General features: G+C 68.3%; 21 protein-coding genes. 12 read left to right on the top strand and 9 right to left on the bottom strand.

The genetic code is table 11. The annotated features are described in order from the left end of the window. Positions 1-120: 120 nt before the first annotated feature. Entirely contained in the window at positions 121-984 is an 864-nt protein-coding gene (locus AWC02_RS01970) for a hypothetical protein (protein ID WP_085126733.1), read from the top strand. A gap of 34 nt (positions 985-1018) precedes the next feature. Here AWC02_RS01970 and AWC02_RS01965 read toward each other — a convergent pair whose 3' ends face one another. Then, positions 1019-2236, bottom strand: a complete 1218-nt coding sequence (locus AWC02_RS01965) for a cytochrome P450 (RefSeq protein ID WP_085126820.1) — start codon at positions 2234-2236, stop codon at positions 1019-1021. Positions 2237-2276: 40 nt separating this feature from the next. Between AWC02_RS01965 and AWC02_RS01960 the strand changes: the two genes are divergently transcribed. Then, positions 2277-3002, top strand: a complete 726-nt coding sequence (locus tag AWC02_RS01960; protein ID WP_109560828.1) for an acetoacetate decarboxylase family protein — start codon at positions 2277-2279, stop codon at positions 3000-3002. Positions 3003-3033: 31 nt separating this feature from the next. Here AWC02_RS01960 and AWC02_RS01955 read toward each other — a convergent pair whose 3' ends face one another. Beyond that, positions 3034-4065, bottom strand: coding sequence for an LLM class F420-dependent oxidoreductase (locus AWC02_RS01955; RefSeq protein WP_085126730.1), 1032 nt, complete (start codon positions 4063-4065; stop codon positions 3034-3036). Positions 4066-4123: 58 nt separating this feature from the next. On the opposite strand from AWC02_RS01955, the gene AWC02_RS01950 reads away from it, so the two are divergent. The 4 genes from AWC02_RS01950 to AWC02_RS01935 are packed head-to-tail and all read left to right on the top strand — an operon-like array spanning position 4124 to position 7797. After that, complete coding sequence (locus AWC02_RS01950) at positions 4124-5116, top strand: Zn-ribbon domain-containing OB-fold protein (RefSeq protein WP_085126728.1); 993 nt, start codon at positions 4124-4126, stop codon at positions 5114-5116. 8 nt (positions 5117-5124) lie between these two features. Further along, on the top strand, positions 5125-6189 hold the full coding sequence (locus AWC02_RS01945; protein ID WP_085126726.1) for a thiolase domain-containing protein: 1065 nt from the start codon (positions 5125-5127) through the stop codon (positions 6187-6189). After that, positions 6189-7373, top strand: coding sequence for a thiolase domain-containing protein (locus AWC02_RS01940; protein WP_085126725.1), 1185 nt, complete (start codon positions 6189-6191; stop codon positions 7371-7373). Before AWC02_RS01945 ends, AWC02_RS01940 begins: the two co-directional genes overlap by 1 nt. 13 nt (positions 7374-7386) lie before the next feature. Continuing rightward, the gene (locus tag AWC02_RS01935; protein ID WP_085126723.1) at positions 7387-7797 is read left to right on the top strand and encodes a nuclear transport factor 2 family protein; all 411 of its coding nucleotides are present in this window, start codon (positions 7387-7389) and stop codon (positions 7795-7797) included. Positions 7798-7894: 97 nt separating this feature from the next. Here AWC02_RS01935 and AWC02_RS01930 read toward each other — a convergent pair whose 3' ends face one another. Next, entirely contained in the window at positions 7895-8431 is a 537-nt protein-coding gene (locus AWC02_RS01930; RefSeq protein ID WP_085126721.1) for a gamma carbonic anhydrase family protein, read from the bottom strand. A 109-nt stretch (positions 8432-8540) separates the two neighbouring features. On the opposite strand from AWC02_RS01930, the gene AWC02_RS01925 reads away from it, so the two are divergent. Together AWC02_RS01925 and AWC02_RS01920 are read left to right on the top strand one after the other, a co-directional pair. Then, complete coding sequence (locus AWC02_RS01925) at positions 8541-9704, top strand: 3-ketosteroid-9-alpha-monooxygenase, oxygenase component (RefSeq protein WP_085126719.1); 1164 nt, start codon at positions 8541-8543, stop codon at positions 9702-9704. Between the two features lie 10 nt (positions 9705-9714). Then, positions 9715-10176: a hypothetical protein gene (locus AWC02_RS01920; RefSeq protein WP_085126717.1), complete on the top strand. Its 462-nt coding sequence runs from the start codon at positions 9715-9717 to the stop codon at positions 10174-10176. 96 nt (positions 10177-10272) lie between these two features. On the opposite strand, the gene AWC02_RS01915 is transcribed toward AWC02_RS01920, so the two are convergent. From AWC02_RS01915 to AWC02_RS01905, 3 genes are read right to left on the bottom strand one after another with little or no spacing between them, the layout of a single operon-like run. Beyond that, positions 10273-11418, bottom strand: a complete 1146-nt coding sequence (locus AWC02_RS01915) for a sulfotransferase family protein (RefSeq protein ID WP_085126716.1) — start codon at positions 11416-11418, stop codon at positions 10273-10275. Further along, on the bottom strand, positions 11418-12200 hold the full coding sequence (locus tag AWC02_RS01910) for an SDR family oxidoreductase (protein WP_109560823.1): 783 nt from the start codon (positions 12198-12200) through the stop codon (positions 11418-11420). The genes AWC02_RS01915 and AWC02_RS01910 overlap by 1 nt, the downstream gene beginning before the upstream one ends. Before the next feature lie 2 nt (positions 12201-12202). Beyond that, on the bottom strand, positions 12203-13330 hold the full coding sequence (locus AWC02_RS01905) for a hypothetical protein (RefSeq protein WP_085126712.1): 1128 nt from the start codon (positions 13328-13330) through the stop codon (positions 12203-12205). 97 nt (positions 13331-13427) lie between these two features. Between AWC02_RS01905 and AWC02_RS01900 the strand changes: the two genes are divergently transcribed. The 4 genes from AWC02_RS01900 to AWC02_RS01885 are packed head-to-tail and all read left to right on the top strand — an operon-like array spanning position 13428 to position 16510. After that, the gene (locus AWC02_RS01900) at positions 13428-14378 is read left to right on the top strand and encodes an IclR family transcriptional regulator (RefSeq protein WP_085126710.1); all 951 of its coding nucleotides are present in this window, start codon (positions 13428-13430) and stop codon (positions 14376-14378) included. Further along, positions 14375-14845: a nuclear transport factor 2 family protein gene (locus tag AWC02_RS01895; RefSeq protein WP_085126709.1), complete on the top strand. Its 471-nt coding sequence runs from the start codon at positions 14375-14377 to the stop codon at positions 14843-14845. The genes AWC02_RS01900 and AWC02_RS01895 overlap by 4 nt, the downstream gene beginning before the upstream one ends. Continuing rightward, positions 14842-15780, top strand: a complete 939-nt coding sequence (locus AWC02_RS01890; protein WP_085126707.1) for a TIGR03619 family F420-dependent LLM class oxidoreductase — start codon at positions 14842-14844, stop codon at positions 15778-15780. The genes AWC02_RS01895 and AWC02_RS01890 overlap by 4 nt, the downstream gene beginning before the upstream one ends. 10 nt (positions 15781-15790) lie before the next feature. Further along, positions 15791-16510 (top strand): EthD domain-containing protein, encoded by a 720-nt coding sequence (locus AWC02_RS01885; RefSeq protein ID WP_085126706.1) that lies wholly within the window; start codon positions 15791-15793, stop codon positions 16508-16510. On the opposite strand, the gene AWC02_RS01880 is transcribed toward AWC02_RS01885, so the two are convergent. The 3 genes from AWC02_RS01880 to AWC02_RS01870 form a co-directional block, all read right to left on the bottom strand. Further along, positions 16485-16748 carry a heme-binding protein gene (locus AWC02_RS01880; protein ID WP_085126704.1) on the bottom strand — a complete coding sequence of 88 codons (264 nt, stop codon included), beginning with the start codon at positions 16746-16748 and terminating at the stop codon, positions 16485-16487. The two genes, AWC02_RS01885 and AWC02_RS01880, sit on opposite strands and share 26 nt — an antisense overlap. Before the next feature lie 20 nt (positions 16749-16768). Continuing rightward, positions 16769-18850 carry a RecQ family ATP-dependent DNA helicase gene (locus AWC02_RS01875; RefSeq protein ID WP_085126702.1) on the bottom strand — a complete coding sequence of 694 codons (2082 nt, stop codon included), beginning with the start codon at positions 18848-18850 and terminating at the stop codon, positions 16769-16771. A gap of 7 nt (positions 18851-18857) precedes the next feature. Then, on the bottom strand, positions 18858-18935 hold a 78-nt coding region (locus AWC02_RS01870), incomplete at its 5' end, for a hypothetical protein (protein WP_133055594.1).

Genomic DNA, 18935 nt, shown 5'->3' with positions numbered 1-18935 from the left:
GCCCGCGCCTCACCCGCGCCTCACCCGCGCCGAACGTGTAATCAGACCGACTTTTCCGGCGTTTTTTCGGTCTGAGTACACGCTCGGGATTGTGTCGGTGGTCGTCGGCAGACTCCCGGCATGGGTGAGCCCTTTCTAGGCAGCGAGGCCGTCGCCGCGGGACGGTTGTCGAAGTACGCGCTGAGCAGTCGGTTCGTCGCAATCCACCCCGACGTGTACGTGCCGCGCGGCACGGCGCTCACCGCCGTGCCGCGCGCGAAGGGCGCGTGGCTGTGGTCGCGCCGTCGCGGGGTGATCGCCGGTCAATCCGCCGCCGCGCTGCATGGTGCGAAGTGGGTCGACGACCACGCCCCGGCCGAGTTGCTCTACGACTGCCGGCGGCCGCCACCCGGGGCGCGGACCTGGTCGGACCGGGTTCAGCCCGACGAAGTCCAGCTGATCGACGGCATGCGGGTCGCCACTCCGGCGCGCACCGCGGTGGACCTTGCCTGCCGCTATCCGGCCGGGAAGGCGGTGGCGGCCATCGACGCGCTGGCCCGGGCGACCCGACTCACCACGGCCGACGCCGACGTGATCGCCCGGCGCTATGCGGGTCGGCGCGGCATCCGACGTGCGCGGCGGGTCCTGGCGCTCGTCGACGCCGGCGCCGAGTCACCCCGCGAGACGTGGTTGCGGCTCTTGCTGATTCGAGCCGGATTCCCGCCGCCGCAGACCCAGCTGCCCGTCCACGACCAGTGGGGGCAACTGGTGGCCGTGCTGGATATGGGCTGGGCGGAGCTCAAACTGGGCTTGGACTACGAGGGCGACCACCACCGCACCAGCACACGTCAGTTCCACCGGGACATCCGCCGCCACGAGACCGTGACCGGTTTGGGCTGGATCGACCTGCGGATCACCCGGGAAGACACCGAAGCCGGGATCATCGGTCGACTCAGCGACGCCTGGGAACGCCGAGCGTGTACTGAGACCGAGAATCCGGCCTAGTTGTCGGTCTGATTACACGCTCGGCGAAGACGACTTAGTTCAGCACCGGCTTGCTGGGTGTGAACACCACCGGCATCGACTCCAGGCCGCTGACGAAGTTCGCCGGGCGCAGCGGCAGGAGGTCACCGGAGGCCAGCCGCAGGTCGGGCAGCCGCTCCAGCACCCGTTGCGTCATCAGCCGCAACTCCAGGCGGGCCAGCTGGTTGCCCAGACAGAAATGGGTGCCGAAGCCGAATGCCACGTGGCTGTTGGGGTCTCGGGTGGCATCGAAGCGTTCCGGCTCGTCGAAAACCGTCTCGTCGAAGTTGGCCGACTCGAACAGCAGCAGCATCTTCTCGCCCTCACGCAGCTGCGTGCCGTGGAACTCGATGTCGCGAGTCAGGGTGCGGCACATGTTCTTCACCGGCGAGGTCCACCGCAGCATCTCCTCGATCGCCACCGGCACCCGATCGGGCTCGCGCTGCAACATCTCCCACTGGTCGCGATGACGCAGCAGTTGCTCCGTGCCGCCCGACAGGGTGTGCCGGGTGGTCTCGTCGCCGCCGATCAGGATCAGCAGCGTCTCGAACACGATCTCGTCGTCGCTCATCCGCTGCCCGTCCACCTCGGCGTTGACCAGGATGGAGAACAGGTCGTCGGCGGGTTCGGCGCGACGCTTGCCGATCAGGTCCATGGTGAACGCGGTGTAGGCGCTGAACGCCTCCATGACGGCCTGGAAGGTGGCCGACTCGGCGTCCAGGTGCGAGCTCAGTCCGCACACCAAATCATCGGACCACTTCAGCAGCATGCTGCGCTGTTCGGGCAGCACCCCGAGCATGTCACCGATCACCGCCATCGGCAGCGGGGCGGCGATGTCGCGGACGAAGTCGCACTCGCCGCGCTCGCAGACCGCGTCGATCAAGGTGTCGCACAGCGTCTCGATGGACGGCAGCTGGGCGTGCACACGTTTGCGGGTGAACCCGGCGTTGACCAGCTTGCGCCGCAACAGGTGGGCGGGGTCGTCCATGTCGATCATGTACGGGAATCCCGGCTGGTCGGGACGGATGCCTCCGGCGTTGGAAAACACCTCGGGAGTGCGCTCGGCGTCGATCACCGCCTGGTAGGTCGACGCCGCGGCCAGCCCGTTGCGATCCCGGAACACCGGCTCGTTGGCCCGCATCCACCGGTAGGCTGCGCGCGCACCGCCGTCGGCGTAGAAGGTGCCGTCGGTCAGGTCGATATCCGGCTTGGTGGTCGGCGCGACATCGGCCATTACCTCGGTCATGGGCGTCCTCCGGATTACAGTGGGAGTCATGGTTCTTTCGCAGCACACCATCGCTGGCACTGTGCTTACCATGCCGGTCCGCGTCCGTCACGCAGATGTGCATTCCGCGATGTTCTCGGTGCCCGCGGACGCCACGCAGGCGATGATCGACTACAGCGGCCTGCGGGTTTTCCAGCACCAGCCGGGTCGGGCGGTGGTGAACCTCATGCTGGCCCGCTACATCGACGGCGACCTGGGCCGCTACCTCGAGTTCGGCACCGCGGTGATGGTCAATCCGCCGGGCAGCGAGGCCAGCGGCTGGCGAGCACTGGGTTCCGCCGGCGCGTTCATCCACCACCTGCCGGTCGACCAGGCGTTCACTCTCGAGGCCGGACGCACCATCTGGGGATTCCCGAAGATCATGGCGGACTTCACCGTTCGTGACGGCCGGCGTCTGGGCTTCGACGTCGCCGCCGACGGTCAGCACATCGCCACCATGGAGTTCGCCCGCGGTCTGCCGGTCCCGGGCCTGTTCACGTCGCGGCCACGGACGCTGCAGGCGTTCAGCTATCTCGACGGTGTTGCCCGTCAAATCCCTTGGGAGATGAAGGTTTCCAAAGTCCGGTGGGCCCTCGGCGGTGCCGAGCTGCGGCTGGGAACCCACCCGTATGCCCGCGAGCTGGCCGCACTGGGTCTGCCCAAGCGGCCGATGCTGTCCTCGACGGTGGGCCGCGTCGAGATGACGTTCGGCGACGCTGAGGTCTTCAGCGCCTGAATCGGCGTCGCGCCGCCGGGCCCCGCCCCACCTAAACCAGCGAGGCCAGCTGCTGGATCTGCTCTGTGCTGCGGCCGGTGACCACCATCATCGTGACGCCCGCGGCTTCCCAGACCTTGATCTGCTTACGGACGTAGTCGATGTCGCCGACGATCGCGGCGTCGTCCACCAGCTCGTCGGGGATGATCTCGCCGGCTTTGTCCTTCTGGTTGCTGCGGAACAGCTTCGTCACGTCGTCGACCACCTCCGCATAACCCATCCGGCGGTAGACCTCGGCGTGGAAGTTGGTGTCCTCAGAGCCCATCCCGCCCATGTAGAGCGCCAGGTAGGGCTTCATGGCCGCGAACGCCGCCGCGCGGTCCTCGGTGATGACGATGTTGGCCGTCGCGCAGATCTCGAAGTCTTCCCGGGTGCGCCGCGCCCCGGGCCTGGAGAAGCCCTCATCAAGCCACTCGTTGTACATGTCGGCCAGCCGCGGCGCGTAGAAGATCGGCAGCCACCCGTCGGCGATCTCGGCGGCCAGCGCGATGTTCTTGGGGCCTTCGGCGCCGAGCATCACCGGGATGTCGGCACGCAGCGGGTGGGTGATCGGCTTGAGCGCCTTGCCCAGCCCGGTGGTGCCCTCACCGCTGATCGGCAGCGGGTAGTGCGGGCCGGCGCTGGTCACCGGGGCCTCGCGGGCCCACACCTGGCGCAGGATGTCGATGTACTCGCGGGTGCGGGCCAACGGCTTGGCGAAGCGCTGGCCGTACCAGCCCTCGACCACCTGCGGCCCGGACACGCCGAGCCCCAGGATGTGGCGGCCGCCGGACAGGTGGTCCAAAGTCAAGGAGGCCATGGCGCAGGCGGTCGGGGTGCGCGCCGACAGCTGCACCACCGAGGTGCCCAGTCGAACCCGTGAGGTCGACGAACCCCACCAGGCCAGCGGCGTGTAGGCGTCAGAACCCCAGGCCTCGGCGGTGAAAATCGCGTCGAACCCCGCATCCTCGGCAGCGGTCACCAGTTCGCGGTGGTTGGCCGGCGGCTGTGCGCCCCAATATCCCAGTTGCAGTCCCAGCTTCATCCTCGGCTCCTCGCTCGCCTGCTTGCCACCATTGTTAGAACCTGTTCTACTCGATGCCGTGACTGCCAGCCAAAGCCACCGCGCGCAGATCGACGAGCATGAACCGCCGCTGTCTGCGCCGCTGAAGTTGTCCTTCGACTACACGCGTTCAGTCGGCCCTACCCTTGGCGCATTCTTCACCGCTCTGCGTGAGCGCCGCATCGTCGGGGTCCGTGGTTCCGACGGGCGGGTCTACGTACCCCCGGCCGAATACGATCCGGTCAGCTACGAGCCGCTCACCGAGATCGTACCGGTGTCCAGTGTCGGCACTGTCGTGTCATGGTCCTGGCAGCCGGAGCCGCTGGAGGGCCAGCCGCTGGACACCCCGTTCGCCTGGGCGTTGATCAAGCTCGACGGCGCCGACGTGCCGATGCTGCACGCGGTGGCCGCCGAGAACCCCAAGGCCATCAGTGTCGGCACCCGGGTGCACGCGCACTGGGCCGAAGAGACCGTCGGCGCGATCACCGACATCGCCTACTTCGCGATCGGCGAGGACCCCGAACCGGTCCCCGACACCCCCGACGAGCGCGACCCGGTGACCATGGTGGTGGTTCCGAGCAGCATCGAGATCCAGCACAGCGCGTCGCGCCCGGAGAGCGCCTATCTGCTGGCCCTGCAGGAGGGCAAGCTGCTGGGCGCCCGGACCGGCGAGACCGGCAAGGTGTATTTCCCTGCGCGCGAAGCCGACCCGGCCACCGGACTGCAGTTGGACACCTTCGTGGAGCTGCCCGACAAGGGCACGGTGACCACCTTCGCCATCATCAACATCCCGTTCGCCGGACAGCGGATCAAGCCGCCTTATGTGGCCGCCTACGTGCTGCTCGACGGCGCGGACATCCCCTTCCTGCACTTGGTGTCCGACATCGACGCCCATGAGGTGCGGATGGGCCTGCGCGTCGAGGCGGTGTGGAAGCCCCGCGATCAGTGGGGCCTGGGCATCGACAACATCGAGTACTTCCGGCCCACCGGCGAACCGGACGCCGACTACGACACCTACAAACACCACCTGTGAGGGGCAGCATGACGCAACGCGATGTCGCGGTGGTGGGCTTCGCCCACGCCCCGCACGTCCGCCGCACTGACGGAACCACCAACGGCGTCGAGATGTTGATGCCGTGTTTCGCCCAGTTGTATGCCGACTTGGGTATCGCGCAGACCGACATCGGCTTCTGGTGCTCGGGTTCGTCGGATTACCTGGCCGGCCGGGCGTTCTCCTTCATCTCGGCGATCGACTCGATCGGCGCCGTTCCGCCGATCAACGAATCGCACGTGGAGATGGACGGCGCCTGGGCCCTGTACGAGGCCTACATCAAGGTGCTGACCGGCGAGGTCGACACCGCCTTGGCCTACGGTTTCGGCAAGTCTTCGGCCGGCAACCTGCGCCGGGTCCTGGCGTTGCAGACCGACCCGTATACCGTCGCCCCGCTGTGGCCGGACTCGGTGTCGATCGCCGCACTGCAGGCCCGGCTGGGCCTGTCCGGCGGCCAGTGGACCGCCGAACAGATGGCCCGGGTGGCGCTGGACTCCTTCGCCGTCGCCGAACGGGTGGACTCGGTGGAGTCGACCGACAGCCTCGACGAGCTGCTGCAGCGTCCGTTCTTCACCGACCCGCTGCGCCGCCACGACATCGCCCCGATCACCGACGGCGCTGCCGCGATCGTGCTGGCCGCCGGCGACAAAGCCCGTGAGCTGTGCGAAAACCCGGCCTGGATCACCGGTTTCGAACACCGGATCGAGTCCCCGGTACTGGGTAGCCGCGACCTGACCCGGTCGCCGTCGGCCGCCGCCTCGGCGCAGGCCGCCACCGGCGACGAGATGCCCGCGGTGGACGTCGCCGAGATCCACGCTCCGTTCACCCATCAGCATCTGATCCTGACCGAGTCCATGCGACTGCCCTCGAAGACCAAGGTGAACCCGTCCGGTGGCGCCCTGGCGGCGAACCCGATGTTTGTCGCGGGGCTGGAGCGCATCGGCTTTGCCGCCCAGCACATCTTCTCGGGTTCGGCCAGCCGGGTGCTGGCGCACGCCACCAGCGGGCCTGCCCTGCAACAGAACCTGGTCGCGGTGATGGAAGGACGCAACTGATGGCCCAACTCGCTGCGGTGCTGGGCACCGGGCAGACCAAGTACGTCGCCAAGCGCCAGGACGTGTCGATGAACGGCATGGTGCGCGAAGCCATCGACCGGGCACTGGCCGATTCGGGCTCGACGTTTGCCGACATCGACGCCGTGGTGGTCGGTAAGGCGCCGGACTTCTTCGAGGGCGTGATGATGCCCGAGCTGTTCATGGCCGACGCCGTGGGCGCCACCGGCAAGCCGCTGATCCGGGTGCACACCGCCGGTTCGGTGGGCGGCTCGACCGCGGTGGTGGCGGCCAGCCTGGTGAAGTCCGGCAAGTACCGGCGGGTGCTGGCGATGGCCTGGGAGAAGCAGTCGGAGTCCAACGCCATGTGGGCGCTGAGCATCCCGGTGCCGTTCACCAAGCCGGTCGGCGCCGGCGCCGGCGGTTACTTCGCTCCGCACGTGCGCGCCTACATCCGCCGTTCCGGGGCCCCGACCGACATCGGCGCGATCGTTGCGGTCAAGGACCGGCTCAACGGCGCCCGCAACCCGCTGGCCCACCTGCACCAGCCCGACATCACCGTCGAGAAGGTGATGGCTTCCCAGATGCTCTGGGACCCGATCCGTTTCGACGAGACCTGCCCGTCGTCGGACGGCGCCTGCGCGATCGTGATCGGCGACGAAGACGCCGCGCAGGCCCGCATCGACGCCGGCGAGCCGGTGGCGTGGATCCACGCGACCGCGCTGCGCACCGAGCCGCTGGCGTACGCCGGGCGCGACCAGGTCAATCCGCAGGCCGGCCGCGATGCCGCGGCCGCGCTGTGGAAAGAGGCCGGGATCACCAGCCCGATCGACGAGATCGACGCCGCGGAGATCTATGTGCCGTTCTCCTGGTTCGAGCCGATGTGGCTGGAGAACCTTGGCTTTGCGGCTCCCGGCGACGGCTGGAAGCTCACCCAGGCCGGGGAGACCGCGATCGGCGGGAAGCTGCCGGTGAACGCCTCCGGCGGCGTGTTGTCGTCCAACCCGATCGGCGCCTCGGGCATGATCCGGTTCGCCGAGTCGGCGATTCAGGTGATGGGCAAGGCCGGCGATCACCAGGTTCCGAATGCGCGTAAAGCGTTGGGCCACGCCTACGGCGGCGGTTCGCAGTACTACTCGATGTGGGTGGTCGCCGCCGACAAGCCGGCCGACAAGCCCGCCAACTGAGAGGACGACCGGCATGAACGCAGATCACCCCGCCCACGTTGCAGGTAAGCGCTCCCGGGACGCGGTAGTGGCTCGCGACAAAGAGGCCTGGTTGGCGAACTTCGCCGAGGACGCGATCGTGCAGGACCCGATCGGGCCGTCGCACTTCGACCCGGAGGGCAAAGGTCACCGGGGTCGCGACGAGATCTCCGCGTTCTGGGACAAGGCGATCGCGAGCACCGACAAGATCGAATTCAACTTCTCCGACACTTTCCAGTGCGGCGACGAGGAAGCCAACACCGGAAACATCACGATCACCATGGGCGGGCACCAGATCGTCACCGAGGGCGTGTTCACCTACCGCGCCAACGACAAGGGTGAACTGGTCGCGCTGCGCGCCTACTGGGAACTGGACCGCGCGGCCAAGACCGCCAAACCCGTCTAACCAAGGCCAGCCCGGCGCCGATACGCGCGCCGAACGTGTAATCAGACCGACTTTCCCGGCGATTTCTCGGTCTGAGTACACGCTCGGCAAAGCTGCCTCAATCGCCTCGTTCGACTGGCGCCAGACCTTCGCGGTAGCGCTGCGCGAGATCCCGGTAATACGGCGGGTTCGCGTTGATCCACAGCTCTGCGCTGGTGCCCTCGATCGGGCCTTTGACCACGGCCGGCGAACCGGTCACCAGCACCCCGTCGGGGATCTGGGTGCCGGCCAGCACCGTCGCTCCGGCCGCGACCAGGGAGCGACTGCCGATCACCGCGCCGTCGAGCACCGTGGCGTGGTTGCCGATCAGCGCCTCGGCGCCGATGTTGGCCCCGTGGATCAGACACATGTGGGCGATCGTCGCGCCCGGGCCGATATCCACCGGCACGCCGGGCGGTACGTGCAGCACCGAGCCGTCTTGAACGTTGGCGCCTTCACGCACCACGATGGGCGCGTCGTCCGCGCGCAGCACGGTGCCGAACCACACCGAGGCCCCGGCTTCGATGGTGACGTCGCCGATCAGCGTGGCGGTGGGCGCGACGAAGGCCGTGGGGTCGATCTTCGGTGAGCGACCGTTGAACGCAAACAGCTGCATCGTTCAGATATACCAGGGACCAAAGACCCCGACCAGCAGGGTTTATTGCGCAATCGAAGGTCAAAACTGTAACGTGTTCTAGTTAGAAGCACAGGGTTGGAGGCAACAGGTGAGCACTGACAGCGCCGAAGTAGGCGTCCGCCACATCGACACCGGGACACTGCCGGATCGCTATGCCCGGGGCTGGCACTGCCTAGGCCCGGTGAAGGACTTCCAGGACGGCAAGCCGCATTCCATCCACGCGTTCGGCGCCAAGCTGGTGGTGTTCGCCGACTCGCAGGGCGAGCTGCACGTGCTCGACGCCTACTGCCGCCACATGGGCGGCGACTTGAGCCGCGGCGAGATCAAGGGCGACGCGATCGCCTGCCCGTTCCACGACTGGCGCTGGGGCGGCGACGGCCGCTGCAAGCTGGTGCCCTACTCCAAGCGGACGCCGCGGATGGCGCGCACCCAGGCTTTCCCCACCGACGTGCGCGGCGGCCTGCTGTTCATCTACCACGACCCGGAGGGCAACCCGCCGCCCGACGAGGTGCGGATCCCGGAGATTCCGGAATGGTCCAGCGGTGAGTGGACCGACTGGCGCTGGAACTCGATGGTGATCGACTCCAACTGCCGCGACATCATCGACAACGTCGTGGATTTCGCGCACTTCTTCTACATCCACTACGGCCTGCCCACCTCCTTCAAGAACGTCTTCGAGGGCCACATCGCCTCGCAGTACCTGCACAATGTCGGGCGTTCCGACGTGCCCGGTCTCGGTACCAGCTACGGCGGTTCGGAACTGGACTCCGAGGCGTCGTACTTCGGCCCGTCGTTCATGATCAACTGGCTGCACAACAGCTACGGCGGTTTCAAGGCCGAGTCGATCCTGATCAACTGCCACTACCCGATCAGCCAGGACCAGTTCCGGCTGATGTGGGGTGTGATCGTGCAGAAGCCCAAGGGCTTGGACGACGCGACCACCGAGAAGATCGCGGACGCCATGACCGACGGTGTCAGCAAGGGCTTCCTGCAGGATGTCGAGATCTGGACGCACAAGAGCCGGATCGAGAACCCGCTGCTGGTCGAGGAGGACGGGGCGGTCTACCAGCTGCGCCGGTGGTACTCGCAGTTCTACGTCGACGCCGCTGACGTCACCCCGGAGATGACCGATCGCTTCGAGATCGAGATCGACGCCACGGTGGCCAACGAGAAGTGGAACGCCGAAGTGGCCGAGAATCTGCGCGTGCAAGCCGAGCAGGCGAAGGACGCAGAAACCGTCAAGGCAGAGTAGGCCCGACGCCATGGCCCGCGAGGTTCCCGACGCCGGCGAGCTGGCCCGGTCCATGCTGATGTTCTACGGCCCGCACGACGACCATGACGGGCACGGCGACGCGCCCGCCGACGACGGCCCCGATACCCGGTATTCGCGGCATCCGGCGGACCCACAACGCTACGCGGCGATTCGTGCTGCGACGCAACGCGATACCGACCGCTACCTGCATTCGGGCCTGATGCCGGTGCAGTGCCGGCACTGCACGGCCACTGTCGAGGTGAAGAAGCTGGGTCCCGGACACACCTCGGTGCAGTGGGATTCGGCGGCGGTCAAGCAGTGCGCCCACTTCGCCGCCGAACGCGAGGCCGGCCACAGCAGCGGCCGAAGCCGCGGCTGCCCGAAGCTGGCGAAGAGCATCGCGCACGCGATCGCCGAGGGTGCACTGGAGGAGTTCTCCAGCGCTCCCCCGCCCGGCGACGGGATCGACTAGCTCCGTTTCCATCCGCGAGCAGACGCGAAAGCCCCCAAATCGACCCGGATTTGGGGGCTTTCACGTCTGCTCGCGCAAAGGGAAAACAGGGGGCCGTCACAGTCCGGCGAAGCGCTCCCGGACCTGTTCGGGGGTCAATCCGTAGTCGGCCAGCGAGTACTCGTGTTTGGGTGCCCGCGGACCGGTCTTGCTGGCGGCGTAGTCGTCGGCCATGGCCTGGCGGGCTTCATCGGAGAGCTCGATACCGAAACGCTCGTAGATGCTCGCCGCGGTGGCCAGCGGATCGGCGACGAAATCCCGGTAGTCAATGTCGCAGAACTGGGCCTGGTCATACTTGGCGCGTTGCGCGTTGAACAGCTCCAGCCCGCGCGCCCAGGTCTCCATCTCGTCGGCGCCGATCTGCGCGCCGACGAACGTGTTGGACTGGCCTTCGGTGGTGTGCTGGGCCAGCGAGCACATCGACGCCAGGATGGTCTCGGGCGGGCGGTGGCACTGCACGATCAGCGCGTCGGGGTAGACCGTCATGATCGCGTCCAGCGCAAACAGGTGGCTGGGGTTCTTGAGCACCCACCGCTTGTCCTGGTCGTTGAGCCCGATCAGTTGCAGGTTGCGGCGGTGTCGCCGGTACGCCGGAGTCCAGTCCTGCTGGGAGAGCCAGCGCGAGTACGTCGGCAGGTGCGCCAGCGTCTCGTAGGACACCGAGTGCAGGGACTGGCGCAGCAACTGCCAGCACTCCTCCAGGCCGTCGGCAGTCATGTAATGCAGCCCGGTGTACTCGGGGTTCTCCTCGTGGTGGCGGGCGAACTGCGCCTGCATCTGGGCGAAAACCGGGTTGCTGTCCCAGGTTTCGCGTGGCGGACGCGGCTGGGGGAACTCGGCGAGCCACATCTGTAAGCCCTGGTTGGCCGGGTCGGCACCCAGCAGCCGGTGCAGCGCGGTGGTCCCGGTGCGGGGCAGTCCGGTGACGAAGATGGGCCGCTCGACGGCGACCTGGGCGTACTCGGGGTGCTGATTCCAGCCTGCCTGCGAGAGCAACCGCGCCACCAGCGCACCGCGCAGGAAGAAACGGTTCATCTTGCTGCCCAGCTCGGTGAGATCGGCCTCGGCGCGGTAGGACTCCAGCAGTACCGCCAGCGCTTCTCGGTAGTTGTCGTCGTCGGGGCCGAAGTCGTCCAGGCCCACCATCTTGGTGGCCGAGGCGTGCAGATCCTCGACGGTTCCGACGTTGGTTCGCGTCGTCATCAGTTGTGGTACTCCCCGCAGTTGACGTCGAGGACCTGGCCGGTGATGCCGCTGGCCAGATCGCTGGATAGGAACAGCACGGCCGAGGCGACCTCGTCCTCGGTGGGCAGCCGCTTCAGATCGGATTGCGCTGCCGTCGCGGCGTAGATCTGCTCGACGGTGGTTCCGTACTTGCCGGCCTGATGGGCGAAGTAGCCCTGCAGCGTGTCACCCCAGATATACCCGGGCGCAACGGAGTTCACCCGGATGCCCTGCTCTCCGAGTTCAGAGGCCAGCGACTGTGACATCGCCAGCAGGGCGGCCTTGGCCATCTTGTAGGCGCCGTACTTGGGCTGCGAATGCCTGATCACCATCGAGTTCAGGTTGACGATGGCGCCGTCGGCCGCGGCCAGGGCGGGCGTGAGACCCTGCGTCAGCCGCAGCGCACCGAGGCAGCTGAGCTCGATGGCATCACGGATGTGCGAAAAAGTGGTCTGCGCCAGCGGCTTCATCGACGGCACCCGGAAGGCGTTGTTGATCAGCACGTCGATGTGGTCGAACTCCGCAGAGGCCGCCTGCACCAACTGGGCCACCTGGTCGTCGTCGGTGATGTCGGTCGGCACCGCCAGCGCCCGGCGCCCGGCGGCCCGAACCTGCTGCGCCACCTCCTCGAGGCGATCGGCACTGCGCGCGACCAGCACCAGGTCGGCACCTTCGGCGGCGAACCGGTGCGCCAAAGTGGTGCCGAGCCCCGGCCCGACTCCACTGATCACAACGACTTTGTCGGCCAGCATTCCGGTCATCTTCACCCCAGCATCCTGTTGGCGATCTGGCGCTGCCGCTGCGCGATACGCGCGCGCCAGCCGTCCTGCGAAATCTTGTTGTGGTCGTAGAAGGGCAGTGCGGCCTCGACACCGTCGACGTCGATGAGTTCCACGGTTGGGCCGTCGGCCTCGGTCAGCGGTCGCGACACCCGCTGCCAGCGGAACTGCAGGAAGCCGCGCCGGTGCCCGCACGTCTCGACCCAGTTGGTGATCCCGGGGTCGGTGTCGGAGACCACGATCCGGATCTTGCCGTCCGGATCGGCTTGTGCCTGAGTTCCGTTCAGCGATGTCTGGTGATTGATGTAGTCGAGCGAGATGTACCACAGGCTGCCCAGCTGGAAGCCCAGGTACGGCGCATCCGAGACCGGCAGGGTGATCAGCAGGGCCTGACCGGGCTCAAGCTCGTAATGCCCGGCCGAGGAGTACTGGGTGGCCAGGCCGCCCGGTGTGAGGCGCGGTGCGACCATGGTGTTGACCGGCAGGTTGAGGTAGAACCACTGCGGAAAGGCCAGCCAGGTCTTGACCCGGTTGATCAGTTGCTTTCCGGCTGCGGCATAACGCTTCTCGATCAGTTGGCGGGTCGGCGGCGGCGGGGCGGTGCCCTCGGTGTCAGTGCGGGAGATCGACAGCGTGCCGCGCCGGGCGTCCCAGTCGTTGTAGACCTCGCGGATCACCAGCTGGGCCGGGGTCTTCGGCTGGAAGCGCCAGCTGAAGGTGCCGTCGGGGGCGATGTCGAGCTCGCGGTCGTCGAAGGCCGCCTCGCTGGCCGGGACGTGGTCATCGGTGTATTCGCCACCGAGCAGCTGGAAGCTCAGGTCGGTGGTGGTTCCGCGGGTGCCGCGCACCACGTAGTCGTTGCCGGGGCGCACCACGGTGCCGAAGTAGAGCGTGTCGGGGTTGTCCAGACCCATCTTGGTGAACGGCCCGGTGCCCGACAGCAGGAACGGGTGGTCGCGCTCGCCGTTGAAGGCGGCATGCACGCAGGCCTCGATGCCGCCGGCGAGGTATTGCAGGCCTTCGAGCAGGTCGGCCTCGGTCTCGATGTGCGGGGCCGCGGCTACCAGCTTCTCCGCCTCGGCGATCGCGGCCGACAGGGGTTCGGAGTACATCGCTGCAGCACCTCTCAATTCGCCAGGGTGGTCCATTATTGAACCGAGGTGGTAGATATCTCGAACCGACTGTAGACGGTCGCGGTAGCATGCTGCAATGGCTGCGGCTGAACAGGCGGCGTTCGAACCCTCGGCACCCCGACGAGCCGTGCGCGCGTCGCCCCCGACCGAACGCGTGGTGACCGTTCTCCAATTCCTGGCCCGCCATCCAGACCAGAGCTTCGGTGTCTCCGAACTCGCCCGCCGCACCGGACTGGCCAAGCCGACGTGTCTGGGCATCGCCAACGCCCTGGCCGATGCGGGTTACCTGCGCAGAGACGATTCCGAGAAGACCTACCGCCTCGGGCCGGGACTGATCTCGTTGGGCCGCGCCGCCCAGCAGTCGCTTCGGGTCGGTCCCGAGGCACGCGAACACCTGCGCCGGCTGTCCGCGGAGTTCGCCACCTCCGCCGCGCTGAGCGCGGTGGTCGACGACCGGATCACCGTGCTCGAACTTGCGGCGGCTCCCAACGCGCATCTGGGGGTTCAGCCCGGCCAGAGTTATCCGTTCGCCCCGCCGGTCGGGTTGATGTTCGTGCTCTGGGACGACCACGCCCTGCGGGAGTGGCTGTCCCGGGCACCCACCGTCCCGTTGCGATCGGAGAGCGAGCGCCTGCAGCGCGTCATCGACGAGTGCCGCGCCGACGGGTATCTGGTCGAGCGGCTGACGCCGGGCGGCCAACGGCTGTACGCGTTGATGGCGGGCCTGCCCAGCGACCTGCCCGGCGAACTGCGTGCCCTGCTCAGCGAACTCGTCTCCGATATCGGCGAACGGGTGTATCTGCGCAGCGAAGCCGGCGGCCGGGGCCGGCACGACATCAGCGTGCTCTCGGCGCCGGTCTACGATCACCACCAGCGCCAGGCGATGGTGCTGTCGCTGCACGCGAGGCAGGCGCTGACCGACTCCGAGATCACCAAGTGGGCCCGGGGGCTGCTCCGGACCGCCGACGCGCTCACCGCCCAACTCGGCGGCAGCAAGCCCGCGCCGCCGACAGGCACGGCGCCATGACGTTGCCGGCCGCCGAACGACTCGCACTGTCCGAACTCGTGCACCGCTACGCCGGGTACGTCGACGCGCGGCGATTCGACGAACTTGCCCAACTGTTCACCGCCGAGGCCGAACTCGTCCTGCCCGACCCGCCGGATCGGCTGGAGCCCTGTGTGCACCACCACGGCCACGCCGGCGTGCGCGAGGCGATGACGGGCCTGGCCGGTGTCATCCGGACTCAGCACGGCGTCGTCGGCGAGTTCTACACCGGCGCCGGCACTGAAAAACCCGGCGGCGACGTCGCGTTCGGCGAGATCACCGGGATTGCGCATCATTGGATGAAACGGGGGGCCACGTTCACCGATTACGTCTGGTACCTGCGCTACCGCGACACCTATCACCGTGTCGGGCCGGACTGGCGGATCGCCCGGCGCGCGCTGACCATCGACGCCATCGAATCCCGGCCGGCTGATCAGGTGCGGTCATGACACCTGCCCGCCCACCTCAGATCTCTTTGCAGCTGCGGACTTTCACCGACGACCCGGATCACGACTGGGCCAATACCCTGGCGCTCGGCCGGGCGATGGACGCCGCCGGCGTTGATCGCGTCGTGGTCTCCGACCATGTGGTGTTCGGCGAGAACCCCCAGGCCTACGCCGACCCCCGGCTCGGCGGGATCGCCGGCGGACGCCAGCCGACCGGGCCGGACGGCCAGTGGCTGGACCCCCTGATCGTGCTGACCGCGCTGGCCGCGACCACCACCCGCATCCGGCTGGGCACCGCGGTGTTGCTGGCGGCGCTGCGCCGGCCCGCGGTGCTGGCCAAGGAACTGGCCACGCTGGACGTGCTGTCGCAAGGGCGGCTGGATCTCGGTGTCGGTGTCGGCTGGCAGCGCGAGGAATACCAGGCCGCCGGCCTGTCCTTCGAGCGCCGTGGGCGCCTGCTGGACCACACCCTGGAGGTGTGCCAGGCGCTGTGGACCCAGCAGCGCAGCAGCTACACCTCCCCGGAGCTGACGTTCGAGAACATTCATCAGATGCCCAAACCGCCGGCGCCCGGCGGCATTCCGATCTGGGTGAGCGGGACGGTCAACGACGCGGTAGCGCGCCGGCTGGCCCGGTTCGGGTCGGGCTGGATCCCGTGGGGCCCTGCCATGCGCGACCCGGCCGGCGCCATCGCCGCGATGAAGGATCGCATCACCGCTTTCGGCGGCGACCCGGGCGACCTACAGGTACTGGGTCACGCAGCCACCGTCAAACGCCCGGACGGCTCCCTCGACACCGGAGCGACCGCGGCCTGCGCCCCGGCACTGGTGGCCGCGGGGGTCACCGATGTGCGCGTCACCTGCTCGTTGCCCCGCGACCCCGAGCGGGCCACCGATCTGCTCACCGAACTCGTCGCGGCGTTCCGCGCCGCAACCTAAGGAGACGCCGATGGAAAAGGTCATGATCGTTGCGCGGACAGCCGATTTCAACGAGCAGTGGTGCCAACGGCTGCGGGGCCCGGTCGCGGCGGCGTTGCTGGACCTGGGGCTGCCGGGCCTGGTGGTCAACGTGCGCGATGCGCCGGTGCGCGACTCCATGATGGTCCTGACGACAATGGACCCGCCGGCGGCGGCCGTCATCACCCTGTGGACGCAGCAGTACTACGGGGAACAGACACGCAACGCCATTGCGGCGATCGCCGCCGAATCCGATTCCGCGGCAGCGTATCTGGTAACCGAATCGGTGCCTATGCCGCCGCCGGATCCCGGCGAGGGCCGCCGCACCCGCGGTCTGGCCAACGTGGCGTTGCTACGCCGGCCTGCCGAGCTGGACGAGGCGACCTGGCTGCATCGCTGGCACATCGACCACACCCAGGTGGCGATAGACACCCAGGCGACATTCGGCTACACCCAGAACACGGTGGTTCGCCCGCTCACCGCGGACGCGCCGCGCATCGACGCCATTGTCGAGGAGTTGTTCTGCGACGAAGCGGTCCATGACCCCTACGCGTTCTACGGTGCGGCCGACGCCGCCGACCTCGGTGACCGCGTCAAGAAGATGGTGGACAGCGTCTCTCGCTTCGGTGCTCACCGCGACATCGACACGGTGCCCACCAGCCGCTATGTGTTTCGGCTGCCGTTCGTCACGCACACTGCTGAGACAGCGTGATCAGCGCCTGGCGCACGTTCGGGTGGCGTTCCAGATAGGACAGCACCGGATTGGGCGCGCCGGGATCCTCTTGCTTTCCCCGTTCATCCAGCTCGGCCCTGACATCAGGATGACGGTTCAGGTATGCGTCGATGGATTCGCCCACTGTTTGATCGCACGGTTCGGCGTTGGCCACCGGTGTCAGGACCCCCGCCGCGCTCAGCAGGCCGACCGCAATCGCTCGGGTAATACCGCTCATCTTTCGACGGTACCCGCGTCCTAGTTCACGCTGGCCAGGGCGAACGGCAGGACCTGCGGCGCTCCGGCCGCGCGCACCACGCGGGCCGCCATGGTCAGCGTCCAGCCGGTGTCGGTCACGTCGTCGATCAACAGCACCGGACCGACGCCGGCGGGAAGCGGCGCCGGCGGCTGCCAGCAGCCCTGCAGCGCGGCGACCCGGTAAGCCGAATTGGCCGCCGCCGTCGCGCGCCGGCCGGGCGCATACCGCAGGGTGTCCAGGCGCGCCAGGCGACCGAGCTCGGCCAGCCGATCGGCCAGCGAATCGATCAGCACCGGGTGGGTCGCCGAATCCAGTGCCATCACCGCGGTGGGCCGTTGCTGCCACTCCCAGCCGGCCAGCACGTTCACAGCCGCACGCACCACGTCGTCGGGAACCTCGCGGTCCGGCTCGTCGAGCAGGCGACGCAGCCGCACGCCCCACCCCAAGTCGGTGAGCCGGCCGATCACCCGGCCGGGTTGCGGTCCGTCGGTGATCCGGCCCGACAAGTCCACCCCGAGCTGCGCCAGTCCCGACGGCCACTGGCGCCGCGGGGTGATCTCCACGCCGGGACGCATCAACCGCTCCCGGGTGGCTGCGGTGGCAGCGGGATCCACTTCGGCGTCGAAGCGCGGACCGGCGCAGTTGTCGCAGCGCCCGCAGCGCTCACCGGCGCTCAGGTGCGGGTCGTTGAGTTGGGCGCGCAGGAAGCTCATCCGGCAGTCGTCGGTGCGCTGGTAGTCGAGCATGGCCTGCTGCTCGGCTCGGCGCAGCTCTTCGAGCTTGCGGTAGCGCGGCTCGTCGTAGGTCCACGGGGCGCCGGTGGCCAGCCAGCCGCCCTTGACTCGGCGCACCGCGCCGTCGACGTCGAGGACCTTGAGCACCATCTCCAGCCGCGACCGATTCAGGTCGACCCTGGCCTCCAGCGCCGGGGTCGACAGCGGCTGCTCGAGAGACAGTTCGCCGATCACCTTGCGCACCAACGATTCGGCCGGAAAGGCCAGTGACGCGAAGTAGTTCCAGATGTCGGAGTCCTCGGTACCGGGCAGCAGCACGACCTCGGCGCTCGCGGCGGAGCGCCCGGCCCGCCCGACCTGCTGGTAGTAGGCGATCGGCGAGGACGGCGCGCCCAGGTGGACGACGAAACCCAGGTCGGGCTTGTCGAATCCCATGCCCAGCGCCGAGGTGGCGATCAGCGCTTTGACCCGGTTGGCCAACAGGTCGGCCTCGAGTTGTTCGCGGTCTGCAGAGTCGGTCGCTCCGGTGTAGGCGGCCACCGCAAAGCCCTGGGCACGCAGGTCGGCAGCCACGTCGTGGGCTTGGGCGACGGTGAGCGTGTAGACGATTCCCGATCCGGGCAGCCGGTCCAGGTGAGCGCCGATCCACGCCGCCCGCTGCGCCGGGCCGCCCGCCTGCACCACCGACAGCCGCAGCGTTTCCCGGTCCAGGCCGCCACGCAGCACCAGCGTGTCGGCACCGCCGACGCCGAGTTGGCCGGCGACATCATCGACCACCCGGTCGTTGGCGGTCGCGGTGGTCGCCAGCACCGGGACTCCGGCGCCGAGCTCGGCGATCAGCGTGCGGATGCGGCGATAGTCGGGCCGGAAGTCGTGGCCCCAGTCCGACACGCAGTGCGCCTCGTCGACGACGACCAGCCCGGCCCTAGCGGCCAGCGCCGGCAACACCTCGTCGCGGAAATCGGGGTTGTTGAGCCGCTCCGGGCTGACCAGCAGTACGTCCAGCTCGCCCGCGGCCACCCGGCGCTGCACGTCGGCCCACTGCGTCACGTTTGACGAGTTGATGGTGGCCGCCTGCACACCGGCGCGCTCCGCTGCCGCGACCTGGTTGCGCATCAACGCCAGCAATGGCGACACGATCACCGTCGGTCCGTGCCCGGCAGCGCGCAGCAGCTTCGCCGCGATGAAATACACCGCCGACTTGCCCCACCCGGTCCGCTGCACCACCAGCGCGCGCCGCCGCGCGACCACCAGTGCCTCGATCGCGGTCCACTGGTCGTCGCGCAGCTGCGCGCCGGGTCCGGCCAGCTGCTCCAGAATCGCCTGGGCGTGCGGCCGTGTGGTCATGCCGCGATTATTTCGCGGCTCGCTCCCGTTGGATCTCCAGGGCGATGTCGATGAGTTGGTCCTCCTGGCCGCCGATCAGCTTGCG

Source organism: Mycolicibacter engbaekii (assembly GCF_002101585.1).
Classification (GTDB): domain Bacteria; phylum Actinomycetota; class Actinomycetes; order Mycobacteriales; family Mycobacteriaceae; genus Mycobacterium; species Mycobacterium engbaekii.
Note: the sequence above shows the minus strand (reverse complement) of the source record. Positions and strands in the feature narration are given on the sequence as shown.